This window comes from Bilophila sp. T19-St14, assembly GCF_059728385.1.
The window spans coordinates 678,741-691,012 of sequence record NZ_BAAGFT010000001.1 but is presented as its reverse complement, the minus strand read 5'-3'; the positions used below and the strand labels follow the sequence as shown (position 1 = coordinate 691,012).

At 64.9% G+C, this 12,272-nt stretch carries 9 protein-coding genes; 1 reads left to right on the top strand and 8 read right to left on the bottom strand.

The genetic code is table 11. The features are described from left to right. Window positions 1-200 precede the first annotated feature (200 nt). The 8 genes from AC6I1V_RS03110 to AC6I1V_RS03075 form a co-directional block, all read right to left on the bottom strand. Window positions 201-431, bottom strand: a complete 231-nt coding sequence (locus tag AC6I1V_RS03110; protein ID WP_497736832.1) for a hypothetical protein — start codon at window positions 429-431, stop codon at window positions 201-203. 41 nt (window positions 432-472) lie between these two features. Beyond that, window positions 473-1,483: a proline racemase family protein gene (locus AC6I1V_RS03105; protein ID WP_486854898.1), complete on the bottom strand. Its 1,011-nt coding sequence runs from the start codon at window positions 1,481-1,483 to the stop codon at window positions 473-475. Between the two features lie 342 nt (window positions 1,484-1,825). Continuing rightward, window positions 1,826-3,391, bottom strand: coding sequence for an L-serine ammonia-lyase, iron-sulfur-dependent, subunit alpha (locus tag AC6I1V_RS03100; protein ID WP_486854897.1), 1,566 nt, complete (start codon window positions 3,389-3,391; stop codon window positions 1,826-1,828). Window positions 3,392-3,456: 65 nt separating this feature from the next. Then, window positions 3,457-4,815 carry a GntP family permease gene (locus AC6I1V_RS03095; protein ID WP_482334496.1) on the bottom strand — a complete coding sequence of 453 codons (1,359 nt, stop codon included), beginning with the start codon at window positions 4,813-4,815 and terminating at the stop codon, window positions 3,457-3,459. Window positions 4,816-5,158: 343 nt separating this feature from the next. Then, on the bottom strand, window positions 5,159-6,547 hold the full coding sequence (locus tag AC6I1V_RS03090) for an FAD-dependent oxidoreductase (protein ID WP_279140024.1): 1,389 nt from the start codon (window positions 6,545-6,547) through the stop codon (window positions 5,159-5,161). Next, a complete protein-coding gene (locus AC6I1V_RS03085) occupies window positions 6,547-6,924 on the bottom strand; it encodes a (2Fe-2S)-binding protein (RefSeq protein WP_016360363.1) in 378 nt (125 codons plus the stop codon). The genes AC6I1V_RS03090 and AC6I1V_RS03085 overlap by 1 nt, the downstream gene beginning before the upstream one ends. A gap of 312 nt (window positions 6,925-7,236) precedes the next feature. Further along, window positions 7,237-8,430, bottom strand: coding sequence for an NAD(P)/FAD-dependent oxidoreductase (locus AC6I1V_RS03080; protein ID WP_486854618.1), 1,194 nt, complete (start codon window positions 8,428-8,430; stop codon window positions 7,237-7,239). Window positions 8,431-8,564: 134 nt separating this feature from the next. Then, complete coding sequence (locus tag AC6I1V_RS03075) at window positions 8,565-9,452, bottom strand: dihydrodipicolinate synthase family protein (RefSeq protein ID WP_302554480.1); 888 nt, start codon at window positions 9,450-9,452, stop codon at window positions 8,565-8,567. A gap of 605 nt (window positions 9,453-10,057) precedes the next feature. Between AC6I1V_RS03075 and AC6I1V_RS03070 the strand changes: the two genes are divergently transcribed. Next, complete coding sequence (locus AC6I1V_RS03070) at window positions 10,058-12,127, top strand: sigma-54-dependent Fis family transcriptional regulator (protein ID WP_486854619.1); 2,070 nt, start codon at window positions 10,058-10,060, stop codon at window positions 12,125-12,127. Window positions 12,128-12,272 lie beyond the last annotated feature (145 nt).

Below are 12,272 nucleotides of genomic sequence, written 5' to 3'. Positions count from 1 at the left end.
TGCGGCGCGCGCTTCCCGCCTGCCGGTTCCGCAAAACTCCCCGCCGAAAGGCGGCGGAGGGGTTCGCTGTTGATGGTTGCCCGCCCGGCCGGAACCGGCGCAGGAAAAACGCGGCGGCCAATCCCTTGGGAGCATATGCCCGTGGGGGGAGGCAGCATCCCTCTGTCCGGGCCGTTCCGGAACGGGGCTCCCTCTTGGCTTTATTCCTTATGATACGGATCGTTGGGGGCAACGGCAGCCTTGAACGTCTTCCGGCAGGGGACGGGTATCTTCCCGGCAACCTTCCCGCCGATCCGCACCGGGGCGAATGCCTTCCGTTCCATCGGCCCGCACTGGAACGGATGCCTTCCGCGCGGCCCCGCCAGCCGAAAGCCTTGGGAAGGGAGAGGGGCCGGGAGGGGAACCTGTGCGGGGGCTTCCCGCTCTCCCAAAAGGCTCCCCCCGGCACGTTTCCCCTAGCCTTCCGCCACGGCTACCAGGAAACGAACCCGTTCTTCAGCTTGTCGTTCTCTTCCACGATAAGGTGGTTGAACCCGGTGATGTGGACGTCCGAGCAGGACACGTAGGGGACGATCGCGGACACGCCGCCCAGCGTGGTTTCCCGCAGCCCCTTGGCGTGGAACGCGCCGCCGCAGACGCTTTTCTGGACGAAGGTTTCCTCAAGCCCGATGAGGCCCCGGAAGTACCGCTGCGCAAGGCGGGTGGACGTGCCGGTCCCGCAGGGGGAGATGTCGGCCTGCGCGTCCCCGAAGATGCACTGGGCCAGATAGCCGCCGTCCTCTTCCGGGGCGTTCTGGCAGAAGAGTACTTGATCAAGGTAATTGATCGCCGGGTTCGTCGGATGGGCCACCTTGATGACCTTGTTGGCGGCGGCGAGGATGTCCTTGCTGAGGTCACGTAGGAGGTTGACCGTGTCCTTGGTGATGGTCAGGCCGAGGGACTGCACGTCCGCCAGCACGAAGAAGTTGCCGCCGTACCCGATGTCCACGGAAACGTCGCCGTATCCGGCAAGATCGATGTGCAGATCCTTGCGGTACAGGAAGGCCGGGACGTTTTCCAGATTGATGCTGGCGACCATGTGGTTTTCCCACTTCACATAGACCGTCACCAGCCCGGTGGGGGTTTCGAGGACGATCTTGGTTTCGGGTTCCACGCGCTTGACCATGCCCGTCTCCACGAGGACCTTGGCGACGGAGAGCGTCCCCGCGCCGCACATGGGCTGATAGGTCAGCGCATCTATATAGAACACGCCATAGTCCGCCTCAGGCGAGCAGGGCTCGGTCAGGATGGCCCCGACGAGGGACAGGAACCCGCGCGGCTGCTGCATGATGCAGGTGCGCAGCCAGTCGTGGTTTTGGCGCATGTCTTCCATTTTTTCAGCCACCGAAGCGCCCTTGAGCGGAGGGATACCGCCGGTGACGACGCGGATCGGGGTGCCCGTGGTGTGGGCGTCCACAACGAAAATCGACTGGGATGCAAGCATAATAGGCTCCTTTTTGAACTCGTATTTTCCAAAAGGCTGTGTTATAGAAAACGGTTGATGCTTTTTCCCTTGAAGTTCCAAAGGGATAACCGGAAAAATGCCTTAGCCGTGGATCCCGCCAAGGGGGAAAACCGGAGAAAAAGGCTGTCTTTTCATCGCACTGTGGAGATGAAACAACCACAAACTATAACAGAGCCTTCCAAAAAGAATCTGTGTTGGAAAAGACCGCCAACAGGGATTCGATAAGAATAAAAGTCTTTGGAAAGGGAGGGATGGGGCTTGGGGAAGGGAGGGAAAAGCTTTTCTTCAGAAAAGTTTTCCCTCCCTTCCCCAAACTTTCTGCTAACTCAGGCGCTTGCGGATGGCGAACGAGGCCGGGGTCTTGCCGAGCCCTCCGAGGGTACAGCGCAGATCGAGGGGAAGCATGAGCCCCACGTCGTAGACGGCGGCGATGGTCTCGTCGAGCGGGATGACCTTGTCGAAGCCCGCCAGCGCCATGTTGGCGCAGGCCACTGCGTTGAAGCCGCACATGATGTTCTTGCCGAGGCAGGGCACTTCCACGCGGTTCGCCACGGGGTCGCAGGCGAGGCCGGTGATGTTCTGGAGGGCCATCGAAGCGGCATCGAGGCACTGGGCCACAGTCCCGCCGAGCATATGCGCCACGCCCGCGGCGGCCATGCCGGAGCCCGCGCCGCACTCGACCTGACACCCGGCGACTTCGGCGGCGAAGGTCGCGGACTCCGCGATGAACACGCCGATGAGCCCGGCGGCGAGCATGGCTTTGACGATTTCCTCGCGCGGCAGGCCCAGCGTGCGGCCCACGCCGATCAGCGTGCCGGGCAGCCCGCCGCACGATCCGGCGGTCGGCGCGGCGACGATGACGCCCATCGCGCTCTTCACTTCCATGATCGCGGTGATGTACTTGGTGACGTTGTTGAACAGGTCATTGGGCAGGAGCGTCTTGTTCCGCTGGCCGGAGTCGATCAGGTGCGCCTGCGGGCCGAGGATGCGGTCGGCGTACTCTGTCCCGGCAAGCCCGTCCTCGACGGCCTTTTCCATGATGCCGACCAATCGGCTCATCTTATTGAAAATATCCTCTTCGGTGGTATTTCCGCGCACGCTCTCGTAGTGGGCGGCAAGCTCCCACAACGGCCTGTCGTTCTGCTTGGCGTATTCAAGAAGCCCGGCGGCGTTGGAGAAGGGGACGGAGCAGCCCCCCCATGAGCGCGTGGGCAGGATGGGATCGAGGACGATGCACCCGGCCACGCCGGGCAGTGCCCGCAGACGGGTCACGGTTTCCGCATCAAGCGCGGAGGCGCATTTGAGGTTGATGAGCAGGCGCGTGCCGTCGCTTTCCGTCCGCAGTTCGTCGGAGGATGCCACGGCCTTTACAGACGCGGCGGCCTGTTCGAGGGGGACGGCCCCCGCGTCCATAAGCAGCAGGTATTCATAGTAGCCGCCCTCGATGCTCACGGGGAAGCCCTCGAAACGCTGCATCTCCACCATACCGCCGCCCACGGAAACGGCTTCCCAGTGGAGGGTGCGCCCGTCGCCGCCGGTTGCGGTGATGCGGTAGTTGTTGGGATGGGTGGCCCCGTAGTCGAGGATGGAGAAGGTCACCTCGACGCCCTCGCGCTCGGCGATGGCGCAGGCATCGGGGACGCGGGGATCGGTCAGGTCAATGTCAAGGATCCCGCTGACGAATCCGATGTCCGAACCATGCCCGTGGTAGGATTCGGCCAGTGAGCCGTTGACGTCGAATTCGACGAGGACGCTGCGGACGTCCCCGCCGAGGGACTGGCGGACAAGGGCGCCTATGCGGGCTGCGCCGGCGACGTGGGAACTGGAAGGGCCGCGCATGACGGGGCCGATGACGTCGTTGAACAGGCTTGCGGGAAGTTTTGCCATAATGATTCCTTAAAGTAGTGCTTGAAAAAGAGGGGCGGGGCCCATTGAGGCCCCGCCCTGTAGGGTTACATGAGGCCGGGGAGGGAACCCGCGAACATATTCAGGATAAGGAGGACGGCAAGCCCCACGACGCCGGAGATCAGCGTGGGGATGGGGTAGACGAGGAATGCCTGCTTGGTGCTCAGGCCGGACATCTTGCAGATGGTCCAGAAACCGGAGTCGTTGGGCAGGCCGAGGCCGATGCCGCCGCAGCAGATGGCGAGGCCCACGAGGACGGGGGAGGCGCCGAGCTGGGAAGTGACCGGGGCGAGCACGGCGGAGGCCGTCACGATGGAAACCGTAATGGAGCCGAGGCCGATGCGCAAGCACTGGCTCATGAGGAAGCCGAGCAGGATGACCGGGATGCTCCAGCTCTGCATGACATTGACGATGGCAGTGCTGATGCCGCTCGCACCTATGACGGCCCCGAACGCGCCGCCCGCGCCGATGATGGCGAGGATGGAGCCCACGGATTCCGCGCCGCGCGAAACCACGGTGTCAAAAGGTTCGGGCAGGTGGTCGCGCAGGGCGAAGTACGCCACGAACACGGTGATCAGCAGTACGATGTTGGTGTTGCCGAAGAAGGAGACGATGCGGCTGGCGGAAGAGGCCGGATCAAGGAAGGCGTTCAGCGTGTTGGCGATGAAAATCAGCACGATGGGCAGGAAGATGATGGCGATGCCGAGCGCGCCGCTGGGGTGATTCTTTTTGGCGAGGGCCTGTTCCACGAGGGCGGCGTCGGGCTCCTCGTCCGTGAGGAAAATCGGGGACTTCCTGCCGAGGAACTTGCCGTACAGCACGCCGCCGATGAGCGAGGCGGGCAGGGCGATGAGCGCGCCGTAGACGATGAACCAGCCGATGTCAGCGCCCATGTTCCCGGCGACGGCCACGGGGCCGGGGGTGGGGATGACGAGGGCGTGCGTGCAGGTGAGGCCGACGACGAGGGCCGTGACCAGCGTGTTGAGGGCCAGCTTGCCTTCGCGGGACATTTCGCGGATGAGGCCGATGAGGATGACGAAGGCTGCGTCGAAGAACACCGGGATGGAGATGATGTAGCCGGTGAGGTTCAGGGCCAGCGCGGATTTCTCGCGCCCGCACAGCCGCAGCATGGTGTTGGCGATTTCGCGGGTACACCCGGATTCATGGAGCACCTGCCCCATGGCGACGCCGAGCAGGATGATGATGCCGATGTCGCCCATCGTATCCCCGAAGCCCTTGCAGGACGTCTTGATGATGGCCATCGGGTCAAGGCCGGAGCATACGCCCATCAGCAGGCAGCCGATGAACAGCGAGAGGAACGGGTGCAGTTTGAATTTGATGACCAGCGCCAAGACGACCGAGATGGACACAAGAAAGGCCAGGATGAGCGAGAGGTTACCGTCCATGAGGGGCTCCTGTGAAAAGGTTTGGATCCGGGAAGGACATCCTGCCGTGGGGAGGCAGGGGGCCGGGGCTGTAAGGGGTTCTTCGCCGTCGATGTATCCGCCGGAGGCCGCGGGGGATGCGCCTCCGGCGGAAGGCCTGATGAAAACGCGGGGGAAGCGCTTCCGGCTTGGCCTGCGGAGTACGCGGGGAACGCGCCTCCGGCTGACGGTTCAGGTACTCCGGGGGGAATGGAATACCCGCCCGCCGACGGCGCGCCGTGGTTCCCGTGGGGTGGAAACCGGGGCGCGGACCGTGGCGGGAAAAAGAAATCCCGAACGTTTATGAGAGATTACGGCCTGACGGCTATAATCCTTCAGGCGGAATGGACATGGAGGCCAGTTCTTCCAGCGGAAGCGGGAAGAGGGGCGGCTGCGCGTGGTAGGGCGGCAGCGTCTCGATGGGCAGGCCGTGCGCGTGGGCGATCATTTCGGCTACGGCGGCGGAACACATCCGGCCCTGACAGGTGCCCATGCCCGGGCGGGCCTGCGACTTGAGCCCGTCGGGGGAGTAGCACCCGGCCTCGATGGTCCGGCGCAGTTCCCCTGCGGTCAGTTCCTCGCAGCGGCACACCACGGCGTCGTCGGCGGGCAGGAGGGCCGACGGGGAGGGCGCGAAAAAGGTTTCCATGAACGGCTGCATGGCGTCGCAACGGTACAGCCGGAACAGCGCGGCCTTTGCCAGGCTGTCCCGCGTTTCCAGCGTCAGCGCGCCGAGCTCGCGGCAGATGTCGAGGGCCACGGCCTCGCCGCTGGCGATGGCGGCGTCGGCTCCGCGCACGCCCGCGCTGTCGCCCGCGACCCGGATGCCGCAGACGTTGGTCTTGCCCCATACGTCCGTCTCGACGTGCCAGTAACGCTGGCGGGGGTTCCACGCATGGCGGCAGCGGGCAAGGCGGGTGATGCGGGTTTCCGGGACAACCCCCTCATGCAGGAGCACGGCGGTCCCTTGCAGGGACTTGCGCTTGCCGAAGCTGGTGAAGTCCACGGTCAGCGTTTCGCCGTCCCTGCGGATGGAAACGTCCTTGGCGGCGGGGTGGCAGGGCGCGCCGAAGAAGGTGCGCAGGCCCATGCCCATGCCGTGCAGCAGGTACTGCGGGCGCAGGAGCGCGCCGGGCATACGCAGCGCGGCCTTGAACAGGCTGGCGGGGCTGCCCGTCAGCGCGACGCCCGCGATGGGGATGCCGAAATGCTTCAGGTGCACGACGGTCTGGAGGATGAGCGGGCCGTTGCCGCACAGCACGACCGGGCCTTCGGGCAGCATGGAGGCGGACTTGAGCAGCACGTCGGCGGCCCCGGCACCGAGCACGCCCGGCAGGGTCCAGCCCGGCAGGGGCACGGGGCGCTCCATAGCGCCGGTGGCGATGAGGATCTGCCGCGCCTGCATGACGTGGCTCGTCCCCTGATGGCTGACATAGGCCCGGCCCGGGGCAAGGTGCCAGACGTTCGCGCCGCCGAGGAAGGTGGCGGGGGACTGGCGGAATTCGCGGACGAGGGCTTCGCCGCGCGCGTAATCGGCCCCGATTTCCTTGCGTTTGTCGGCGGAGGCGGAACCGGCGCTGCGGAAGATCTGGCCTCCGGGCTCGGCCTGCCGGTCAAGGACGAGGACGGAAAGCCCGTGCCGCGTGGCCTGCAACGCCGCGCTCATGCCCGCGGGCCCGGCCCCGATAATGACGATATCCCATTGCGTACGCATCACTTGTTCTCCTCTGTCCTGAAGGAAGGCGCTCCGGACTGCCGTTTCACCGACATGCCTTCCCGCACGGGGATGAGGCAGGACTGCTGGTTCGGGACGCCGTCGATCTCCATGAGGCACTCGTAACAGACGCCCATGTGGCAGTACGGGCCGCGCCCGTCGTGCTTGCGGGCCGTGGTGCGGGTTTCGCCGCCCGCCCGGTCGAGGACCGCCGCCGCAACGGTCGTGCCTTCCTCAACCTGTATGGCCTCGCCTTCAAAGGTGATGGTGACCAGTGCGCGCTGGGGGGGAAAAACGGACTTGAACATGAAAAAACCTCTCTCCTGCGCTGTCGTTTCCGTGCCGGAACCGGCTGCGGCTGCTTGTCTGCGGGACATCCCTCGGCCTGCTGCCAAGGAAGGGGAATCCCTGAAGGGGGAACCCACCTTTCCGGGCGGCCTTCCGCCGTCCCTTGCCCCGTTTCCCTTGCGGGCGGCCTGCTGTGCCTTTCGGAAGGCCCGCTTTCCGCCAGAGGGGGGACGGCCTCCGGCAAGGGCCTGCCGGAAGGCAGTCTTCGCGGGGCTGGCGGTTCGCTTTCCGGGCCGGAGCCGGGGCCCCCGGTTTTCACAGTGCGGGCTTTTCCGGCTGGCCCGCCTTGGAAAGCCATGCCCGTTTCCGGGCTGCCTGCGGGACCGTTCCCGCCGTCCCGATCAGGCCGACGGCAGCGACGGCGGGTTCATGCCGAACCGGTCGATGCACAGGGGGGCGAGATCGACCAGCGGGGTTTCGCCGCGCAGCATCTGGGACACGAGCTTGCCCGTGATGAGGGACAGGCCGATGCCGTTGCCTTCATGCCCGGCGGCCACATACACGCCCTCCACGTGGGTGGGGGAGATGATGGGCTTGCCGTCCGGGGAGGCGGGGCGGACGCCCGCGTAGGCCCGGATGAGCTTTACGCCGCTGAAGGACGGGAAAAAATGCTTGGCGCGCTGCGCTATGGCCTGCATCACGGCGGGGTGGGACGTCGTGTCCATGCCCACGAAGCGGCGGCTGCTGCCGATGAGCACCGTGCCCGCCGCGGACGGCTCAAGCACCATCGCCACGCCGAACTGCTCCATTTCCGGGGTCACGCCGGGGCGCTTCTTGCCGCTCTTGGCCGCCAGATAGCCGAATTCCGCGTAGTTCTTGCTCACAAGCCCGTCGAGGCGCTCGGTGACGAGGATCTGCCCCTGCCGGGGGCGGATCGGGACTTTCACGCCCACCATGTCGCCGAGGCCGGGGGTCCAGACGCCGGAGGCCAGCACCACTTTCTTGGTGGCGATGCTGCCGCTGCTGGTTTCCACGCTCTGCACCGCGCCGTTCTTGACCGTGATCCCGGTGACGGCTGTGCGGTTGAAGGCTTTCGCACCTTTCTGGCGGGCCAGCTCCGCGAGGCCGAAGCACAGGCGCATGGGGTTGAGCTTGGCGTCGCCGTTGAAGTTGAGGCAGGCGATGACCTTGTCGGAGACGTGCGGCTCGTGGCGGAGCAGTTCGTCGCGGTCCCAGAAGGTCACGTCCACGCCTTCGTTCTTCTTGCCCTCATAGTTGGCGAGCACGGTTTCCATGTCCCGCTCGTCGTCGACCAGCAGGCCGAGGCCTTCGGGCTCGAATTCGATGTCGCAGGGCAGCTCGCGGCTGATTTCCGGGAACATGTCCTGCCCGATCTTGCAGAACTGGCTGAAGTAGCCGGGCGCGCTGTCGTAGGTCACGGCGTGGCCGTCGCAGCGGCGGCTGGAGCCCCATGCGTATTCGCCGCGCTCGACGAGCGCCACGTCCGCGCCGTCACGGGCGAGGTAGCAGGCGACGGCGGTCCCTACGGCTCCGCCCCCTATGACGACGATTTCCGCGTTTTCGTGTTTGTTCATCGTTCGTTCCTTTGGCCTTTCAGCGGCGGGAGGCTTGCCGGGCGGTTTCCAGCCCGGCGCGGGGGCCCTCCGGCGGCGCGCCCGGGGGCCGGAGCCTGCCGGGGCGGTCGGGGAGGGCTCCCCATTCGGGGGATTTAGGCGAAGTTGGTCTTGCCGAGCAGTTCGTCGAGCTGGGCCTTCACGCCTTCGGAAATGGGCTGGCGGGGCAGGCGGAGCGTGCCGGTGCCGAAGCCGCGCTGCTTGAGGATGTACTTCACGATCTGCCACAGCTCTCCGGTTTCCTCGGTGAGGCGGAGCAGGGGGAGGATCTGGCGGTACAGCGCGCGGGCTTCCTCAAGCTTGCCCTGATTGACGATGAGGTCGTAGAGGCGGGCGGACTGGGCCGGGGCGACGTTGGCGAGGACGCAGACCCACGCCTTCGCGCCCATGACGAAGCTCTCGTAGGCGAGGCTCTCGCAGCCGCAGAAGATCACGAGGCGGTCGGCCAGCTCGTCCACGGCGCGGGTGAGGCGCATGATGTCGCCGGTGGATTCCTTCAGGAAGCCCATGTGCGGCAGATCAGCGATTTTGTCCAGCGTTTCTGGGAGGATGTTGACACCGCTGCTGCCGGGGTTGTTGTAGATCATCACCGGCAGGGAGACGTTTTCGGAAATGTGCTTGTAGAAGGCGTAGATTTCGTCCTGGCTGGGATGCAGGCCGGGAGGGGGGAGGATCATGACGCCGTCGGCGCCGATAGAGGCGGCGTGTTTGGCGACTTCGAGGGTGACGTCCACGTTGGTGGACACCGCGCCGATGATGACCGGAACGCGCCCGGCCACTTCCTTCATGGCGAATTCGGCGAAGGCCTTGCGTTCTTCAAGGGTCAGCGCGGAAAATTCGCCGGTCGCGCCGAGGGGGAGCAGGCCGTGCACGCCGGATTCGATGAGCCAGTTGATGTGCTTGGCGCAGGCGGCGTAGTCGATCTCGCCGTTTTCCTGAAAGTGGGTGACGGTGACGGCGAAAATGCCGTGGATCTGTTTCATGAAGAACACCTCATTGTGTTGGTTGCGGCGGATTCCGCGCGCCGGCTCCGCGATGCGGGCGGCGCTGGCCGCCGTTGTCCGTTGCGGAAGCCGGGAGCCGGAGGGCGCGGATTCCGTGTTGCGTTGGTTGCTACGGATTCTTCACTGACAGCAAGGAAAATGCCAAAATGAGGCAGTTTTCCTATCATATGATAATCATTTTGAAAGAGGAAAGCTTTTTGGGCGGACGGCAAAACCGTGTCCCCAAAAAGCATGATTTGAGTGTTGCGTTTCGCTCCACTTTTTTCTAAAAGGGCGTTCAAGTGTAGCGATACACGACAGGTGGACATCAGCGCGCTACACTTGGAGCGTCCGTTACGCTCCGCCGCCCCCGCCCTTGGGACGCCGTTTCTTTGAGTTTGTTCCGCGGGGCGTCTTTGTTGCGCCGCCCCGTCCGTGGGACGCTGCACGGGGCAGAAGCCCCGCAGGGCGATCATCGCCCGCTGACCCGCCTTTGGGACGCCGCTGTCCAATACGGCGTTGAATGCTTCAGCCGTCGGCGTCGTCCGCGTCTACGGGGCGCCGCCCCGTTTTCCCCTTTTCGCCCGGACTTCCGGAGGCCCCGCATGGATACCTATGAAAAACGCAATCTCCTTGAAAAGAGCTACCAATCCGCCGTCCATGAGGCGTGGAAACAGTTCATCGCCAACAAGCCCATCAGGGAGAAGGACATCCCGCCGCACATCCTGCGCAGTTGGAAACTGAGCCGCGAGGCGGGCATGGACCCGCTGAACCCGCAGGTGCCGCCGGTCCTGAACAAGCGGGAACTGGCGAGCCTGTGCCGCCAGCACCAGACGCTCATCGACTCGGCCAAGCCCATCCTCGACATGCTGGAAGTCTCGATCCGCGACACCGGGTACATCGCCATCCTCGCGGTGGCTTCGGGGCACCTGCTGGCCGCCGTGGGCGACGACGACCTGCTTGTGCAGGCGCGGAGCCAATACAACATCCCCGGCGCGCAGAGGAGCATCAAGACCATTGGGGCTTCGGCGCTGTCCATGAGCATCGTGGAGCGCGCACCCATCCAGATAACCGGCTATGAACATTACAATTGCTGGTTCCACGAGTGGAAATGCGCCTCGGCCCCCATCTTCAACGACAACGACATCCCCATCGCCTCGCTCACCATTTCAAGCCATATTTCCTGTAAGGACATCCACACGTTGACGCTCGCGACCTCCTGCGCCAACTGCATCAGCATCCGGCTGCGGGAGAGCGCGCTCATCGACACGGAAAAACGCCTCAACGCCATGCTCCAGCGCGTGCTCAATTCACTCCCTGAAGCGGTCGTGGCCATCGACGGGAACGGCTCCATCACCCACGCGAACAACAAGGCCGCCAACTATCTGCTCCCCAAGAACAGCGTCCTTGTGGGCAAGAACATTGACGATCTGTTCCTGAAGTCCGAGTTGCCGCGCGTCCGGCAGTTCATGCGGCGGGGGGTGCCGGAGACGGGGGACGTGACCATCCTGACGCACGAGGGCGAGCGGACGCACTTCTGCCGCTTCGAGCCGATCCAGCTCAGCAACGGCGACTTCGGCATGACCCTCTCCATCAGCATGAAGAGCCAGATCATCAATATTGCCAACCATGCGGGGGGCAATTACGCTAAATATTCCTTTGACGCCATCAGGGGGAAAAGCCCGGAACTCAAGGCGCAGATCGACCTTGCCCGGCGCACGGCGCGCACGGCCTCGCGCGTGCTGCTGACCGGGGAGAGCGGCACGGGCAAGGAGCTTTTCGCGCAGGCCATCCACAACAGCAGCTCGGTGTGCAAGGGGCCGTTCGTGGCGGTTTCCTGCGCGGCGATCCCGCGCGACCTCATCGAGTCCGAACTGTTCGGCTATGTGGGCGGGGCGTTCACCGGGGCCAGAAAAGGCGGCATGATCGGGAAGATGGAGCTTGCCAAGGGCGGCACGCTGTTCCTCGACGAGGTCAACAGCCTGCCCCTCGAAATGCAGGCCAAGCTGCTGCGCGCGTTGCAGCAGATGGAGATCGTGCGCATCGGTGACACCAAGCCGACGCCCGTGGACGTGCGCATCATCGCCGCGACCAACGAGGATCTCAAGGACGCCGTGGCGCAGGGGACGTTCCGGGGCGACCTGTATTTCCGGCTGAACGTCATTGAGATCGCCATCCCGCCGCTGCGCGAACGGAAAGCCGACATCGGCTATCTCGCGGGCATCTTCCTCGACCGGCTCAGTCAGGCCAGCGGGCAGAGCGCGCCGGAGATTTCCGGCCCGGCGCTCAAGGCCATGCAGGACTATGCGTGGCCCGGCAATATCCGCGAGCTGGAAAACGTCTGTGAGCGCGCGTGGTTGCTTTCCGGCGGCGCGGCCATCACCAAGGCCCACCTGCCCCCGCGCATCCTTGAGGCGGCGCACGGGGCGCAGCCCGGCGAGGAGGGCGGCGGGCTTGGCGAGGGCTTCGATGCCGGGGCACGGGAAGGTGCGCCGGGCGATGCGCCCGCCCGGAACGAGGTTGTCGCGTCCGGAAGCGTGGACACGGTGTATTACGAGCTTATCCGCAGCACGCTGGACGCCTGCAACGGCAACCTGAGCAAGGCGGCGGAGCAGCTCGGCGTGGCCCGCAGCACGCTGTACAGAAGGCTGCGAAAGTTTGGGATTATTGAATGAATGGGCGGATGGGGAGAGAAGACTGGGGAAGGGGGGAGAAGCGTGGGGCGCTCCCCCCTTTCTTCAGAAACGTTTCTCCCCTCTTTCCTCCGCATCTCTTTGTCCGAGAACGCTACAGTTTGGCCGTTCTTTGTGAAAAGTGTAG

Excerpts from the sequence above, each read along its gene's own strand:
- AC6I1V_RS03105 (WP_486854898.1), bottom strand. The coding sequence starts at position 1,483 with ATGCTTGCATCCCAGTCGATTTTCGTTGTGGACGCCCACACCACGGGC.
- AC6I1V_RS03100 (WP_486854897.1), bottom strand. The coding sequence starts at position 3,391 with ATGGCAAAACTTCCCGCAAGCCTGTTCAACGACGTCATCGGCCCCGTC.
- AC6I1V_RS03095 (WP_482334496.1), bottom strand. The coding sequence starts at position 4,815 with ATGGACGGTAACCTCTCGCTCATCCTGGCCTTTCTTGTGTCCATCTCG.
- AC6I1V_RS03090 (WP_279140024.1), bottom strand. The coding sequence starts at position 6,547 with ATGCGTACGCAATGGGATATCGTCATTATCGGGGCCGGGCCCGCGGGC.
- AC6I1V_RS03085 (WP_016360363.1), bottom strand. The coding sequence starts at position 6,924 with ATGTCCCGCAGACAAGCAGCCGCAGCCGGTTCCGGCACGGAAACGACA.
- AC6I1V_RS03080 (WP_486854618.1), bottom strand. The coding sequence starts at position 8,430 with ATGAACAAACACGAAAACGCGGAAATCGTCGTCATAGGGGGCGGAGCC.
- AC6I1V_RS03075 (WP_302554480.1), bottom strand. The coding sequence starts at position 9,452 with ATGAAACAGATCCACGGCATTTTCGCCGTCACCGTCACCCACTTTCAG.
- AC6I1V_RS03070 (WP_486854619.1), top strand. The coding sequence starts at position 10,058 with ATGGATACCTATGAAAAACGCAATCTCCTTGAAAAGAGCTACCAATCC.